The 17,315-nt window shown below is 33.7% G+C and carries 11 protein-coding genes; 8 read left to right on the forward strand and 3 right to left on the reverse strand.

The features are described from left to right. The first annotated feature begins 144 nt into the window (after positions 1-144). The 5 genes from rhaD to KO515_RS16855 all read left to right on the forward strand — a co-directional run bounded on the left by rhaD (position 145) and on the right by KO515_RS16855 (position 6,206). Complete coding sequence (rhaD, locus tag KO515_RS16835) at positions 145-939, forward strand: rhamnulose-1-phosphate aldolase (protein ID WP_215937499.1); 795 nt, start codon at positions 145-147, stop codon at positions 937-939. A gap of 18 nt (positions 940-957) precedes the next feature. Next, positions 958-2,745 (forward strand): L-fucose isomerase, encoded by a 1,788-nt coding sequence (locus KO515_RS16840; protein WP_215937500.1) that lies wholly within the window; start codon positions 958-960, stop codon positions 2,743-2,745. 214 nt (positions 2,746-2,959) lie between these two features. Next, on the forward strand, positions 2,960-4,279 hold the full coding sequence (locus tag KO515_RS16845) for an FGGY family carbohydrate kinase (RefSeq protein WP_215937501.1): 1,320 nt from the start codon (positions 2,960-2,962) through the stop codon (positions 4,277-4,279). Positions 4,280-4,295: 16 nt separating this feature from the next. Then, entirely contained in the window at positions 4,296-5,291 is a 996-nt protein-coding gene (fbp, locus tag KO515_RS16850) for a class 1 fructose-bisphosphatase (RefSeq protein WP_215937502.1), read from the forward strand. A 291-nt stretch (positions 5,292-5,582) separates the two neighbouring features. Next, entirely contained in the window at positions 5,583-6,206 is a 624-nt protein-coding gene (locus tag KO515_RS16855; protein WP_215937503.1) for a lysine transporter LysE, read from the forward strand. A 118-nt stretch (positions 6,207-6,324) separates the two neighbouring features. Here the strand turns inward: KO515_RS16855 and KO515_RS16860 are convergent, their stop codons facing one another. Then, complete coding sequence (locus tag KO515_RS16860; RefSeq protein ID WP_215937504.1) at positions 6,325-8,376, reverse strand: HD family phosphohydrolase; 2,052 nt, start codon at positions 8,374-8,376, stop codon at positions 6,325-6,327. Positions 8,377-8,581: 205 nt separating this feature from the next. On the opposite strand from KO515_RS16860, the gene KO515_RS16865 reads away from it, so the two are divergent. Both KO515_RS16865 and KO515_RS16870 read left to right on the forward strand, forming a co-directional pair. Further along, the gene (locus KO515_RS16865) at positions 8,582-9,760 is read left to right on the forward strand and encodes an acetyl-CoA C-acyltransferase (RefSeq protein WP_215937505.1); all 1,179 of its coding nucleotides are present in this window, start codon (positions 8,582-8,584) and stop codon (positions 9,758-9,760) included. A gap of 9 nt (positions 9,761-9,769) precedes the next feature. Continuing rightward, positions 9,770-10,519 carry a C40 family peptidase gene (locus KO515_RS16870; protein WP_215937506.1) on the forward strand — a complete coding sequence of 250 codons (750 nt, stop codon included), beginning with the start codon at positions 9,770-9,772 and terminating at the stop codon, positions 10,517-10,519. 49 nt (positions 10,520-10,568) lie between these two features. On the opposite strand, the gene KO515_RS16875 is transcribed toward KO515_RS16870, so the two are convergent. Next, complete coding sequence (locus tag KO515_RS16875) at positions 10,569-11,855, reverse strand: tetratricopeptide repeat protein (protein ID WP_215937507.1); 1,287 nt, start codon at positions 11,853-11,855, stop codon at positions 10,569-10,571. A gap of 26 nt (positions 11,856-11,881) precedes the next feature. Continuing rightward, a complete protein-coding gene (gene gyrA, locus KO515_RS16880) occupies positions 11,882-14,425 on the reverse strand; it encodes a DNA gyrase subunit A (protein WP_215937508.1) in 2,544 nt (847 codons plus the stop codon). Between the two features lie 262 nt (positions 14,426-14,687). Between gyrA and KO515_RS16885 the strand changes: the two genes are divergently transcribed. Then, positions 14,688-17,237, forward strand: a complete 2,550-nt coding sequence (locus tag KO515_RS16885) for an ATP-dependent Clp protease ATP-binding subunit (protein ID WP_215937509.1) — start codon at positions 14,688-14,690, stop codon at positions 17,235-17,237. Positions 17,238-17,315 lie beyond the last annotated feature (78 nt).

Consider the following 17,315-nt stretch of genomic DNA (forward strand, 5'->3'; position numbering starts at 1 on the left):
ATAACTTTAAAAAACTACCACAACACCTCTTAATAAGAAATGATGCATGTTTAAATTATACACAAATATACAGATTTTAAATATTTTTATTTCTACTGTGCATTATAACTTTACACTTCAAGAATAATTAAAAAATATCTTTTTATGAATGATATAAAACTTCCTGTTGAAGTACAAAAAGAACTCGATAAAATCTCAACAGTTGCAGGCTATTTATGGCAACGTGAATGGGCAGAAAGAAATGCCGGAAATATTTCTATGAATTTAACCTCTTTTTTTAATAAAGAAGATTTAAAAGATATAGGAGAAGAAAAACCTTTTGATTTTCCAAAAGGAGCAGCTGGATTTGTGCTTTTTATAACGGGTACTGGTTGTTATTTAAGAGATTTAGTAGATAAGATAGAAAATGTCTCTTGTATTCTTTTAATCAACGATGATGCCACAGGTTATTCTATTGTTTGGGGAGGAAAGCGTGAAAATTTCGGACCAACGTGTGAGCTAATTTCACACGCTAGTATCCATTTATTTAACAGCATTCACCATCCTGAAAACTTAGCCGTTGTTCACACGCATCCTTTGGAGTTAATTTGCATGAGTCATCATGAGTTATTCGATAATGAAGAAGAATTAAACAGACAAATCTGGATGATGTGTCCAGAGGTTAAAGTATTTGTTCCAAAAGGAATTCACTGTACTCCTTATGCACTTTCAAGTACTGCTGCTTTGGCAGAAGTTACAATGGAAGCATTTAAAACGCGAAATGTATCACTTTGGGAAAAACACGGAGCAACTGCAACAGCACCAGATGTAATGCAAGCATGGGACTTTTTAGATGTTGCAAATAAAGGAGCTAAGATGTTAATGATGTGTTGGGCTGCCGGATTTAAACCTGCTGGTCTTTCAAACGAACAATTAACAGAATTAGAGCAATTTACATAAAATATTAAACGCATTATTATGAATAGATTAATAGGTAGATTACCCAAAATAGGAATCCGTCCCGTAATTGACGGACGCGAGCTCGGTGTAAGAGAATCTTTAGAGGTTCAGTGTATGGACATGGCAAAAGCTGCCGCAAAACTTATTGAAAGCAACTTACGTTTTCCTAGTGGAGAACAAGTAGAATGTGTTATTGCAGATACCACTATTGGTGGTGTGGCAGATGCTGCTGCTTGTGCTGATAAATTTAAAAGAGAAGGTGTTGAAGTATCATTAACAGTAACGCCTTGCTGGTGTTATGGAACCGAAGTTATGGATACAGACCCTTTAATGCCAAAAGCTGTTTGGGGATTTAACGGAACCGAAAGACCAGGAGCTGTATATTTAGCAGCGGCTTTAGCGGGGTATTCTCAAAAAGGCTTACCTGCGTTCGGCATTTACGGTAGAGAAGTTCAAGATACAGGAGATACCAGTATTCCTAAAGATGTTGAAGAAAAATTATTACGTTTTTCTAAAGCGGCTTTAGCTGTAGCACAAATGAAAGGTAAATCATATTTATCAATTGGTTACAGTTCTATGGGAATTGCAGGCTCTATGGTTGATGTTAATTTCTTACAAGATTATTTCGGTGTTCGTGCTGAATTTGTAGAATCTATTGAGTTATTACGCAGAATGGATGAAGGTATCTATGATAAAGACGAATACAAAAAAGCATTAGCTTGGACCAAAGCAAATTGTGAAGAAGGTAAAGACTGGAACAGTCCTGAAGCTCAAAAATCAGCCGAAGTCAAAGAAAAGGAATGGGAAAAAGTCGTTAAAATGACACTTATTTGCCGTGATCTAATGATTGGAAATCCTAAACTAAAAGACATGGGCTTTGGTGAAGAATCTAAAGGCCGTAACGCTATAATGGGAGGTTTCCAAGGGCAACGTCAATGGACCGACTACCAACCAAATGCCGATTTTACAGAATCTATTCTTAATTCTTCTTTTGATTGGAATGGTATACGTCAAGCCTATGTATTCGCTACAGAAAATGACTGTTTAAATGCCGTTTCTATGTTATTTGGACATTTATTAACTAATACAGCACAAATATTCTCAGATGTAAGAACATATTGGAGTCCAGAATCTGTAGAACGTGTTACAGGAAAAAAATTAACAGGTATTGCTAAAGATGGTATTATTCACTTAATCAATTCTGGTTCTACGACATTAGACGCTACAGCTCAACAATCGGATGCTGATGGAAACCCAACAATGAAACCTTTTTGGGATATTACGGAAGACGAAGCACAAAAATGTTTAGACAACACCAAATGGCCTGCTGCCATTGGTGAGTACTTTAGAGGTGGAGGATTTTCTTCACAATTTAAAACTAAAGGGACAATGCCATTAACCATGTGTAGAATAAATTTAGTAAAAGGTATTGGCCCAGTGTTACAAATAGTTGAAGGCTGGAGTGTAGAGTTACCTGAAGATATCCATACGGTTTTAGACGAAAGAACAAACCCAACATGGCCAACCACTTGGTTTGTACCAAGAGTAACAGGCGAAGGCTTCTTTAAAGACGCGTATACTGTAATGGCAAAATGGGGAGCAAACCATGGCGCTATTTCTGTGGGACACATTGGAGCAGATTTAATTTCATTGGCTGCTTTATTAAGAATCCCTGTGAATATGCATAATGTTGCTGAAGACGATGTATTCCGCCCAAGCGCATGGTCTGCCTTTGGAGAAAACCTAGAGTCTGCAGATTATAAAGCTTGTGCTACTTACGGGCCACTTTATGGATTCAAATCCTAAAAGAAGAATAGATTATTTGAGTTAGTCTATATTACACTATTAAATTCTCTTAATAGTTAGCTTAAGTTTTCCCTTTATTTATACCTATAATTAAAGGGAACTCTTTTTCTTTTGAACTCAAATAATTAACACATATAGTAAAATCACTTATTACATAATTGCTATAATTTGAGCTATTCAAATTTTAATAATTATAATACAAAACACTAAACTCATGAAAAAGGTCATAGCCGTTTTTGATATGGGCAAAACAAATAAAAAACTATTTTTATTTGATAAAGATTTTAACGTCGTTTATAAAAATTCTGTTCGGTTTGAAGAATGTGTGGACGATGACAATGACCCATGTGATGACATTGAAGCCATAGAAAATTGGATACAAGGCGAAATAAAAGCTATCCAAGAACAAAAAGAGTTTAACATAAAAGCCATTAATTTTTCTACTCATGGTGCCACTTTGGTATATTTAGATAAAGACGGAAAACGTATCACTCCACTTTACAATTATTTAAAACCTTTGGATCTTGATTTTACACCATTTTATGAAGCAAATGGTGGCATTGAAGAGTTTTCAAGAAAAACAGCATCTCCGGCTTATGGGATGTTGAATTCAGGGTTACAAATGTATTGGTTAAAACAAGAAAAACCACATTACTGGAAACAAGTAGAAACCATTTTACATTACCCACAGTATTTGAGTTATATATTTTCGAATAAAATTACGGCGGACTTCACCTCATTAGGTGCGCATACTGCTATTTGGGATTTTGATGCCATGCAATATCACGATTGGTTGGCAAAAGAAGGTATAACACTACCAGAACCAAAACCTGGGAAAAATGCGGCTTTAGCCACTGTTAATGGACAAGAAATTGCTATTGGAAAAGGCTTACATGACAGCTCTTCTTCAATAATTCCTTTATTAGAAGAACATGAGAATTCAAACAACGAATTTATATTATTATCCACTGGTACCTGGATTATTTGTATGAATCCATTTAGCAAAGAAACACTTACTACAGATCAGTTAAAAAATGACTGTTTGTGTTTTATGACACCAGACAAGAAGCAAATAAAATCATCTATGCAGTTTTTAGGTCGAGTGCACGAAGTTAATGCCATTGCTTTAAGTGAACACTTCGGTGTTGAAAAAAATCACTATTTAGAATTAAAACTGAATAAACCATTATGTTCAGAAATTTTAGGGAACAACGAACACTTGTTTTTCCCAAATGACATCGCAGAAGATTTTGTGGGAGATTTATCACAAGTTAAAAAGTTTGATAATTACGAAAGTGCATACTATCAACTGATCTTTGAAATTTCAAAACGTGTACATGAAGGCATCAATCGTATTTTAGATAAAGAAAATAACCTTAAAGACGTCTACATTTCAGGTGGTTTTAATAAAAACGACATTTTTGTAGAATACCTTAACCAATTGATGCCAGAACAAAAGATTCAATTTCCAAAAGGTGAAAATGCTAGCGCATTAGGTGCAGCCTTATTGATGAAGGATTATTTAAAGTCTTAAAAACAACACATAAATTATGGAAAAGCTGACCACATTAGGAGAATTTATTATTGAAAATCAATCCTCATTCCCCTATTCTACAGGTGAGTTATCCAAATTATTAAATGGGTTACGATTAGCCGGAAAAATGGTGAATCATGAAGTTAATAAAGCAGGATTAGTTGATATTATTGGTGGTGTAGGCGACGTTAATGTACAAGGAGAAAACCAGCAAAAATTAGATGTTTTTGCAAATGATAAATTTATTCAAGCCATCAAAAATAGAGATATTGCCTGTGGCATCGTATCCGAAGAGCTTGAAGATTTTATTGCATTACCCGGAAGTGACGCCTCTAATAATGGTAAATATGTTGTTTTAATGGATCCTTTGGATGGGTCTTCAAACATTGATGTCAATGTATCAGTAGGTACTATTTTTTCGATTTACCGAAGGCTGACACCAAAAGGCACTCCCGTAGAACTTAAGGATTTTTTACAACCAGGTTCAGCCCAAGTTGCTGCGGGTTATATTGTTTATGGCACATCAACCATGCTAGTTTATACCACAGGAAACGGTGTAAATGGTTTTACTATAAATCCTGCCACTGGCTCTTATTACTTATCCCACGCTAACATTCAAATACCGGAAACAGGAAGTATATATTCAGTTAATCTGGGTAATTACGTGCACTTCCCTGAAGGCGTCAAAAATTATATTAAATATTGTCAAAAAGATGAAAATGATCGTCCTTACAGCTTAAGATATATAGGATCTATGGTCTCTGATTTTCATCGTAATATGTTAAAAGGTGGCATTTACATGTATCCTTTTGATGCTAAAAATAAAAATGGAAAACTAAGGTTGCTTTACGAAGCTAACCCTATTGCTTTTTTGACAGAACAAGCTGGAGGAAAAGCTACAGACGGTTCTAAGCGTATTATGGATATCGTTCCTTCTGAAATCCACCAACGCATTCCGTTCTTTTGTGGAAGCGTAAAAATGGTTGAAAAATTGGAATCGTTTTTTGAATAATTCTATTATTTACCTCACATGTTATTGCGCATTTCTGTAAAAAATACATTTTATTATATTTCAAAACTTTACTCATATTTGTGGATAGGTACACCATATTAGAGTTTGAAATTCCAATACCAATGTAATAACTACAGTTTCATTCAGCTAAAAATAATAGATTATAACGTCTATACTCCACGGCATCGATTATTTTAGAGAATATTGAACGTTTTACGTTTTGAGCTAATCTAATACTTGATAGAAATAGCAATAAGTCCTATTTAATTGTTTATTGCTACAAAAAATTAAATGAATTTCTTCACATGTCTCCTATTAGGCTTTCTTGTAGCTACTTCGGGTAGTATTGTTCCTAGCTATTTAAATCTTACTGTAGTTAAGTACAGTCTCGTCAGTGGCAAAAATTCTGCCCTTTATCTCATTGGCGGTTTTGCAACAGTTTTATTTTTTCAAGCAAATATTGGAGCCTACTTTTCAAACGTTTTAATGAAAAATTCAGAATACATTACGCTTATACAAAAAGTAGGTACAGTGATATTGGTACTATTATCTCTTAATTTTTTTAGATTACATTTCAAATTAATAAATAAAACAAAGAAAATTTTAATTAAGAAGTCAAAAGCGTATTTCAGTGGTATAGGTTTATCTCTATTAAATACTATTGCTATTCCATTTTACTTCACATCAATTTCATTATTGATAAGTTTAGATTATTTTGAATATACGCTTTTGAATAGTTTGTATTTTTCTATTGGCTCTACATTAGGTTCATTTTCACTGTATGCCTTATATGCTATTATTGCGACTAGAATAGAACATAAGCTCACAGTCATAGCCAATAAAATGAATCTCATTTTAGGCTGTCTAACAGCTATAGTCGCGATTGGTAATATGGTGTATTTGTATACAAAATAACCTATATACCATATTATAGATGCTTATAAATGAATAAATACACAATCGTGAAACTTAAATATATAGTTTAAGCCCCAATATTCTCAGTACGATTGCCAACTAATAACTTACGGTCATTTTACTCCGGATACTCAATTCTTAAATGATAAATATTAGCCAACTTGAACTTCAGTACTTTTTTAAGCGATTGAATTTCTTTAAATGTAATATCAGAATTTAAAAACTGACCACTTTCCATTTGCTTGTTTATGATGTTTTCTACAAAATCATTAATCTTAGTACTTGTCGGTTCTTTTAAACTCTTAGAAGCGGCTTCCACGCTATCACACATCATAAGAATAGCGGTTTCTTTGCTAAATGGTGTTGGGCCAGGATATGTAAAATCCTTAATGTCAACATTTTCATTTGCCGCCTTTTCTTTCATATAAAAATAATACACCAAACTTGTACCATGATGTGTTCTTATAAAATCTATGACACGATCTGGTAAATTATATTTTTTAGCGATTTCAATGCCATTTATGACATGGTCTATAATAACTTTCGCACTTTCTTTATTAGATAACTCATCGTGTGGATTAATACCTGTACTCTGATTCTCTGTAAAATACGTAGGATTATTCATCTTACCAATATCATGATATAAGGCTCCTACCCTAACTAACATAGCATTAGCACCAATTTCGTTAGCTGATGCTTCAGCTAAATTGGCTACATTTAACGAATGATGAAAGGTTCCTGGTGCTCGGTTTGATAGTTCTTTCAATAATTTAGTGTTAGTATCTGAAAGTTCTAAAAGTGATACATCCGAAACTAATCCAAAGATTTTTTCATAAATATATATCAAAGGCTGCACAAAAAGTGTAGCTAAACCACAGAGCACAAACATGCCAAAAACCTCAATTTTCAGTCCTGTTAATTGTCCTTCATGAATTACGAAAAACGCAAAATAGGCTATGATATATATAAATGTAATTTGACCAACTGATATAAAAATATTAGCACGCTTATATAACTCTGAAACTGTTAATATCGTTACCATACCCGCAATAATCTGAAGAAACATGTATTCATAACTATTAGGCACTACAAAACCTAAAAGTAATACCGTTAATACATGTGTAAACAACCCTAGTCTGGCATCAAAAAAAGCTTTTAAAACTAATGGTAAAATACATAATGGTACGACATAAATATATTGAGAGTTAAAGTTGATAACCAATGTACTCAACAATACCATTAGCGCTATATTAAAAAATATAAACGTAACTTTTGTATTATTTAAAAAGACCTCTTTTCTATATTTACTTAGAAATAATAATAGCATTAAAAGCGCTAAAGCCACCAATAACGTATAGGCTATAAGCACCAAATTATAATTCGCCGAATTCCATACTTGCGATTCATATTCAGATTTTAATGAGCTTAAAATATCATATTGTGCCTCTTCAATTACTTGTCCTTTTGAGATAATAAGCTGGTCTTTTTCAACTCTGCCTCTTGTTAAAGAAATTCGGGACAACTCCTCTTCTAAAGCTTTTTCAGTTAAGCTTGCATTAAGCTTAATATTTGGTTTTATGATATCAAAAAAAAGAGATACCATACGTTTTTTGACATCTACAGGTAAGGAGTTACCCAAATCTGACTCTAACCGTTGACGCAAATTACTTAGCTCAAATAAACTTCCGTACTGAATTTCCTTTTCAACTTTATTATCAGTTACAAGCTTTACAGGCCTATCCTCGTCATAATTATAATCCGAATCTAATATGCCAGAATTGTATAGACTATTGACGATTGATTTTCCTTTTTTATACAGATCAGAATTTTCAATAGTAAAATTGCTAGAGTCCTTAAATACTTGATTAAATCGGCTTAGATAATCAGATAGGACTTCACCTTTAACCGCTCTATTTATTTGAAAATAAACAAGACTCCTACTCTTAATTTCATTTTTTTCAGAATCAAGTTCAGCTTTTGATTTTTTAATAGCAAAATTAAAGGGAGCATATAGGTTTTCCGATTGCCAAGGTTTTCCTTTTTCAAACGAATATCTAAACTTTCCCGTTTTAGGAAATAGATATACTATAAATAATGTTGTTACAATAAACAACAAAATCTTATAGACTAACGCGTGATTCTTATACCATTTATTGTAGAATACATTCATGTGTTTAAACTCATCGTTTTTTTATCGGTCATAGGGAACATCCATAAAATTATACCTTTATGAGATTAAATTTTAATTGCTGATGTTTCATATACAATCAAATGTAATAAATATTAGAATTTTAGAAGTCTAATATCATTAATACATTCTCAAATCTCTTAAAAAATGTTTAATTTCGCATCAAATAACATCAAACATATTTACAATGAATAAGGACGTCGTTATCGTTTCAGCAGTAAGAACACCAATAGGAAGTTTTTTAGGAGGCTTATCTACAGTGCCTGCACCACGTTTAGGTGCAACAGCTATTAAAGGAGCTTTAGATAAAATCAACTTAAAACCAGAATTGGTAAATGAAGTTATTATGGGTAATGTTGTGCAAGCTGGCACAGGTCAAGCACCTGCAAGGCAAGCGGCCATTTATGCTGGTTTACCTAATACAATTCCTTGTACAACAATAAATAAAGTTTGTGCTTCTGGAATGAAAGCTGTAATGCAAGCAGCACAAGCGATACAATTAGGAGATGCAGATATTGTTGTGGCTGGTGGAATGGAAAATATGAGTTTAATTCCTCATTATTTTAATGCACGTACAGGTACAAAATTTGGACCTGGAACTCTTGTAGATGGTATGCAGAAAGATGGATTAGTTGATGCTTATGACAATAATGCCATGGGAGTTTGTGCAGATACTTGTGCTACTGAATATGAATTCTCTAGAGAAGATCAAGATGCTTTTGCTGTTCAATCTTATGAACGTTCTAAAGCGGCTTGGGATGCTGGTAAATTTAGCGAAGAGGTGATTTCTGTTGAAGTGCCTCAACGTCGTGGAGAACCTGTTATTGTCGATAGAGATGAAGAATACTCGAATGTGAGAATGGATAAAATTCCAGCTTTACGCCCTGCTTTTACTAAAGAGGGAACAGTAACCGCTGCAAATGCATCTACAATTAACGATGGAGCCGCTGCGTTGGTTTTAATGAGTAGAGAAAAAGCTGTAGAATTAGGCTTAAAACCTTTAGCTACTATAAAAGGGTATGCAGATGCTGCTCATGAACCAGAATGGTTTACCACAGCTCCTGCAAAAGCCTTACCTAAAGCGTTAGCAAAGGCAAATGTTGATATAAAAGATGTCGACTTTTTTGAATTTAACGAAGCCTTTTCTGTTGTTGGTTTAGCAAATATGAAAATATTAGGATTAGAAGATAGCGTGGTAAATGTAAACGGAGGAGCCGTTTCATTAGGACATCCCTTAGGTTGCTCTGGAGCTAGAATTTTAGTTACATTAATCAACGTGTTGCATCAAAACAACGCTAAACTGGGAGCAGCTGCTATTTGTAATGGTGGTGGTGGTGCATCAGCAGTTGTAATAGAACGCGCTTAATTAAACCCTATGCAATACGGCATTTGCAATCTTGGCATTGTACCTATACGATTAGAACCTAGCGATACCAGTGAAATGGTAACGCAAGCATTGTATGGTGATTATTTTAAAGTGCTTGAGCAACGCAAAAAGTGGAGCCGCATTCGTTTTGCTTTTGATAAGTATGAAGGCTGGATTGATAATAAACAATATCTTGAGATTGAAGAATCTAGTTATTCGCATTTAAATTCATCTGATATCAATTTATCTAAAGATTTAATTGAATTTGTAGCGGATGCGTCTAACAATTTATATCCAATACCAGTTGGATCTGATTTAAATGGCTTAAACATACTTCAACATCATTTTGATGGCACTTCATTAACTTCAAAAAGTGAGAAAGCACATATTATAACCTCCGCATTTTTGTTTTTAAATACCCCGTATTTATGGGGCGGAAAAACACCTTTTGGAATTGACTGTTCAGGATTTACACAAATGGTATACAAAATTAATGGTTATAAACTATTAAGAGATGCCTCAGAACAAGCTACACAAGGGGAAGCCTTGAGTTTTATTGAAGAAAGTGAACCTGGTGATTTAGCCTTTTTTGATAATGCAGAAGGTCATATTACGCATGTTGGTATTATAATGAAAGATAACTATATTATTCATGCTCATGGTAAGGTAAGAATTGATCGTTTGGACCACAGTGGTATTTATAATATTGATAAGAACATACACACTCACAAATTAAGAGTGATAAAAAAAATTATATAAAAAAAAGCGACTTTAAAAAAGTCGCTTTTTTTTATCCTTAATAGTAAAATTAATTACCACTAGCAGAAGCTTGCATAGCTTCAAGTTTAGCTTTCATAGCTTTAAACTTATCGGTTTCACCTAAAGCACTGTATATGTTCATTAAAGTTCTTGCAGCATCAACATTTGTACTCTTCAACTCCAAAGCTTTCTCTAAATAAGGAATCGCATTCTTATAAACTTGAGTACGTTGCTCTTTTAATTCATCATACTTAATATTATCAGCTTTACTCGTTCCTAAACCATTCATTTCTTCAACGATTTTAGCTTCACCATCCAATATTACAACCGCTATATTTGTATAAGCATCTACATAATTAGGATTAATAGCAACAGCTTTCTCATAATATCCAATCGCTGCTTCAGAGTTTCCTCCTTCTGCTGCTAACACCCCTAAGTTATATTGTAACTCAGCATTATTAGGATCCTTTTCAGTCGCTTCTTCCATTAAAGCTTTAAACTTCTCTCTGTTACCCATTTTAAGATAAACATTAGCCTCTGATAATAATAATCCGATATCATCAGGATTTTCTGCTCTTGCATCAGCCATAGCACCTAAAGCTTTTTCATTATCACCTTGAGAAACATATATTAAAGCGATGTTTTTTACTATCTCTGCTGTCTTAGATTCACTTCTTTCATCTTTTGGAGACTTATGTAATTTAGCCTTTACCGAAAAATCTCTTGATGCTTTATCTGAAAAGGCTTCTTCTACACCTGTTTCAACATTTGTAGCATAATAATTCATCTGTGATCCATTATAACCTAAATTTTTCAATTCAAGGTAATACTCTAAAGCCGCATCATAATCTGGCTCTGTAACTGCAGATGACGCTGCGTAATATAAGTATAATGTATCTTTTGGAGACATTTTATATACTTTCTCAAAACGTTTTGCGGCAGCTTTATAATTTTTATTCGTAAAAGCCTCATTAGCTTTAGTTAAAAAAGAATTAACCATGCTTGTAGTCATTTCATTAGCCTCTTGGGTATATTTTAATTTTCCCATTTTAGATTCTAAATCTTTCAAGTTATTTAAGCTTGTTATAGCGTCGTCAATATTTGCATCTGTTCCAGCTCCGTTAGCATACAATGCTTTTGCTTTTAACAAATAAAATTTAGCTTTAGACTTGTCGTCCATATTACTAATTAAGGCTTCTGCCTCAGCTGCTGCTGATTTCGCATCAGCAAAATTTGAATTCTTAAGCGCTTTATCAATTGCTTTTATCTCATTCTTTTGTGCAAAAGACAATGAGGTAATTGCTGTAACTAGCACTATTGTCAGTAATTTTTTCATTTTGTATTAAATCGTTTTGTTATTAATTATTCGTTTTCTGTATCATTATTATCAATTGCCGTGCCATCTTCAATAGCATCTTCATTATCAAGTACTTCAGCATCTACGTCTATAATATTTTCTTCATCTTCATCTTTCATTACTTTAGCAACCGCAGCAATAGAATCGTTTCCTTTTAAGTTTATAAGCTTAACACCTTGCGTTGCTCTACCCATAACACGTAAATCGGCTACAGCCATTCTTATCGCTATTCCAGATTTATTAATAATCATTAAATCATCCTCATCTGTTACATTCTTAATAGACACTAGATTACCTGTTTTCTCTGTAATAGAAATAGTTTTTACACCTTTTCCACCTCTATTGGTAATTCTGTAATCTTCTAAACTTGAACGTTTTCCATAACCATTTTCAGAAACCACTAAAATATTACTCTCCATATCATCTACAGCGATCATTCCGATAACTTCATCTGTCTTTTCATCTTGAAGTCTAATACCACGTACACCTGAAGCATTTCTACCCATCGGTCTCGTTTTAGCTTCTTCAAAACGAATCGCTTTACCAGATTTTAAGGCTAACATTACTTGGCTTTCACCAGTGGTTAACTTCGCTTCTAATAAAACATCGTCCTCCTTAATAGTAATCGCATTAATTCCGTTAGATCTTGGTCTAGAATATTGCTCTAAAGACGTTTTCTTAACCTGACCTTGCTTAGTAGCCATAATCACATAATGATTATTAATGTACTCTTCATCTTTTAAATCTTGAGTACAAATAAAAGCCATCACTTTATCATCTTGCTCAATATTTATTAAATTCTGAATCGCTCTACCTTTAGACGTTTTTGCACCTTCTGGAATTTCGTAAACGCGCATCCAGAAACATTTTCCTTTTTGGGTAAAGAATAACATGTATTGGTGGTTAGTCCCAACAAATAAATGTTCTAAGAAATCTTCATTACGTGTTGTTGATGCCTTTTGTCCAACTCCTCCTCTATGCTGAGTCTTATATTCTGAAAGTAATGTTCTCTTGATATACCCAGCATGAGAAATGGTAATAACAACTTGAGCATCAGGTATCATATCTTCAATACTCAAATCTCCACCAGCGTATTCTATGATTGAACGACGCTCATCACCATATTTATCTCTAACAACTTCAAGCTCAGATTTAATGATATCCATACGACGCTCTTTCTTGTCTAAGATATCTTTAAGATCAATAATTGTTTTCATGATGTCATCATATTCAGAACGTAATTTATCTTGTTCTAAACCGGTTAACTGACGCAAACGCATCTCTACAATCGCTTTGGCCTGAATTTCTGACAGTTTAAATCGCTCAATTAAATTATTACGAGCTTCATCTGCATTAGACGAGGCACGAATAATTTTAATGACTTCATCAATATTATCGGAAGCAATGATTAATCCTTCTAAGATATGTGCACGTTCTTCAGCCTTACGCAATTCATAAGTAGTACGTCTTACAACAACATCATGTCTATGCTCTACGAAATAATGAATTAATTCTTTTAAATTTAGCAATTGTGGACGGCCATTTACAAGTGCAATATTATTAACACTAAAAGATGTTTGTAAAGCCGTATACTTAAATAATTTATTCAAGACAATATTAGGTATTGCATCACGCTTTAAAACGTAAACAATACGCATACCATTTCTATCAGACTCATCTCTAATAGTAGAAATACCTTCTAATTTTTTATCGTTAATTAAGTCGGCAGTTTTCTTAATCATATCTGCTTTGTTAACCTGATAAGGAATCTCGGTAACAATAACACACTCTCTACCTTGTACTTCTTCAATTATCGCTTTTGCACGCATAACAATACGCCCACGACCTGTATGAAAAGCTTCTTTAACACCATCGTAACCATAAATAGTTCCTCCTGTTGGAAAATCTGGTGCTTTTATATGTTGAATTAATTCATCAATCTCAATATCATTATTATCGATATAGGCAATTGTACCATCAACAACTTCCGTTAAGTTATGCGGTGGCATATTTGTTGCCATACCTACAGCAATACCTGATGCACCATTGACTAAAAGGCCTGGTATACGCGTTGGAAGTACTGTTGGTTCTTGAAGCGTATCATCAAAATTTAATTTATGATCTACAGTTTCTTTATCAATATCCGCTAACATATCTTCAGATATCTTGCGCATTCTTGCTTCAGTATAACGCATTGCTGCCGGACTATCACCATCTACAGAACCAAAGTTACCCTGTCCATCAACCAACATATAACGCAAACTCCATTCTTGAGCCATACGTACCATTGTATCATAAACTGAGGTATCTCCGTGTGGGTGATACTTACCTAAAACTTCACCAACTATTCTCGCTGATTTCTTATGTGCCGAATTTGCTCTAATTCCAAGTTCGTGCATACCGTAAAGTACACGTCTATGAACGGGTTTTAAACCATCTCTTACATCTGGTAACGCACGTGACACAATGACCGACATTGAATAATCAATGTAAGCCGATTTCATTTCATCTTCAATGTTAATTGGAATGAGTTTTTCTCCTTCTGCCATATATAAATTTAATTAGTTTTTTCCTGAATTTTCGTAACGCGCTAAGATAACCAAAATCCTACTGTTTATATAGAAAATCTAATCGATTTTTGGTATTTTTTATTAACAATATTGAATATCTTTTTCGTTAATAAGTATCTGCATATTTCCTTTGATTTAAAACACTTTTTTAGTCTCTTCGTTTATAACATATAATTAAGGTACAGTTTTTGCCTTATACTCAATATGTTTTTATTATTTTTAAAGCAGAAAGGAATATAGTATGGATGATAATTTTTCCCCAAGAGTTAAAGATGTTATTGCTTATAGCAAAGAAGAAGCCTTGCGATTAGGTCATGATTTTATCGGAACAGAGCATTTAATGCTCGGTCTTTTAAGAGATGGTAATGGTAAAGCGATAGATATATTAAGTGCGTTAGATGTAGATTTAAATCACCTAAGGCGCAAAGTAGAGATATTAAGTCCGGCTAACCCTAATATAACAACGACATCGAACGAAAAAAAGAACTTACACCTCACAAGGCAGGCAGAACGTGCTCTAAAAACGACATTTTTAGAAGCTAAATTGTTTCAGAGCACCTCAATTAATACAGCACATTTACTATTGTGTATCTTAAGAAATGAAAATGACCCTACAACTAAGCTTTTAAATAAGCTTAAAGTAGATTATGATAACGTTAAAGAAGAATTTAAATCTATGATTACTAGCGAAGATGATTATTTAGACACTCCAAAAGCAGAATCGTTTTCTGATGATGATATCAATGAAGAGGAAGATGCTAAACAGAATCCATTTGGTGGACAAACAAGCAAAACGAATAAAAAATCAAAAACTCCTGTTTTAGATAATTTTGGAAGAGACTTAACTGTTCTTGCAGAAGAGGGCAAATTAGACCCAGTTGTAGGAAGAGAAAAAGAAATACAGCGTGTATCTCAAATTTTAAGTCGAAGAAAGAAAAACAACCCTTTATTAATCGGTGAACCTGGTGTTGGTAAATCTGCCATTGCAGAAGGTCTTGCCTTGCGCATTGTAAAACGTAAAGTATCTCGTACCTTATTTAATAAGCGTGTAGTCACTTTAGATCTTGCAAGTTTAGTTGCAGGCACCAAATACAGAGGTCAGTTTGAAGAACGTATGAAAGCTGTTATGAACGAGTTAGAAAAGAATGATGACATTATTCTTTTTATAGATGAAATTCATACCATTGTCGGAGCTGGTGGAGCCACAGGAAGTTTAGATGCTTCTAACATGTTTAAACCTGCTTTAGCAAGAGGAGAGATACAATGTATTGGCGCTACAACTTTAGACGAGTATAGACAATATATTGAAAAGGATGGTGCATTAGAACGTCGTTTTCAAAAAGTCATTGTTGAACCTACGTCTATCGAAGAAACGATTGAAATCCTTAATAATATTAAAGGAAAATACGAAGAGCATCATAATGTTAATTATACGGATGAAGCCATTGAAGCGTGTGTAAAATTAACGGGACGTTATATGACAGAACGTTTTTTACCAGATAAAGCGATTGACGCTTTAGATGAAGCTGGTTCACGTGTTCATATCACAAATATTGATGTCCCAAAACAAATTCTTGAGTTAGAGAAGAAACTCGAAGAAGTTAAAGAAACTAAGAATAGTGTCGTTAAAAAGCAGAAATATGAAGAAGCTGCAAAGCTTAGAGATGATGAAAAACGATTAGAAAAAGAACTGGCTACTGCTCAAGAAAAATGGGAAGAAGAGACAAAACAGCATCGTGAAATTGTTACTGAAGATAATGTTGCTGATGTCGTGTCAATGATGACCGGAATTCCTGTGAATAAAATTGCGCAAAAAGAGATTACCAAGTTGTCACAATTACCTGAATTAATCAAAGGGAAAGTTATAGGTCAAGACCAAGCAGTTGCGAAAGTCGTAAAAGCGATTCAACGTAATAGAGCTGGACTTAAAGATCCTAATAAGCCAATTGGGTCGTTTATATTTTTAGGACAAACAGGTGTTGGTAAAACTCAGTTAGCAAAAGTGCTAGCGCGAGAGTTATTTGACAGTGACGATTCGTTAGTACGAATTGATATGAGTGAATACATGGAGAAATTTGCGATTTCTCGTTTAATTGGAGCACCTCCTGGATATGTAGGCTATGAAGAAGGCGGACAGCTAACTGAAAAAATCAGACGTAAACCTTATGCTGTTGTACTTTTAGATGAAATTGAAAAAGCGCATCCAGATGTCTTTAATATGTTATTACAAGTTTTAGATGATGGCTATTTAACAGATAGTCTAGGTCGTAAAATTGATTTTAGAAATACAATTATTATTATGACGTCTAACATTGGGGCCAGAAAACTGAAAGATTTTGGTAGCGGAGTTGGTTTTGGAACATCTGCCGCCATAGCTCAAGAATCTGATCACGCTAAAGCAGTGATTGAAAACGCTCTTAAAAAAGCGTTTGCACCAGAGTTTTTAAATAGAATAGATGATGTTATCGTGTTCAATGCCTTAGAAAAAGAAGATATCAGTAAAATTATTGATATCGAAATGGAGAAACTTATTCTAAGAATAAAAGATTTAGGCTATGAACTTAATTTAACCGATAAGGCTAAAGGCTATATTGCAGAAAAAGGTTTTGACAAACAATATGGAGCACGACCTCTTAATAGAGCTATTCAAAAATATGTTGAAGATGCGCTTGCTGAAGAAATTATTAATTCTAAAATTCACGAAGGAGATACCATCTCAATGGATTTAGATGAAAAAAATGATACTCTAAGTATTCAAATTAAATCATCAAGCAAGACAACAGAATCATAATTGCTAATTAAATATTATAGAAACTCCTTCTTTATGAAGGAGTTTTTTTTTATCTTATAGTTCTAATCAATCTATAAT

This window comes from Winogradskyella psychrotolerans (assembly GCF_018860545.1).
Lineage (GTDB): Bacteria > Bacteroidota > Bacteroidia > Flavobacteriales > Flavobacteriaceae > Winogradskyella > Winogradskyella psychrotolerans_A.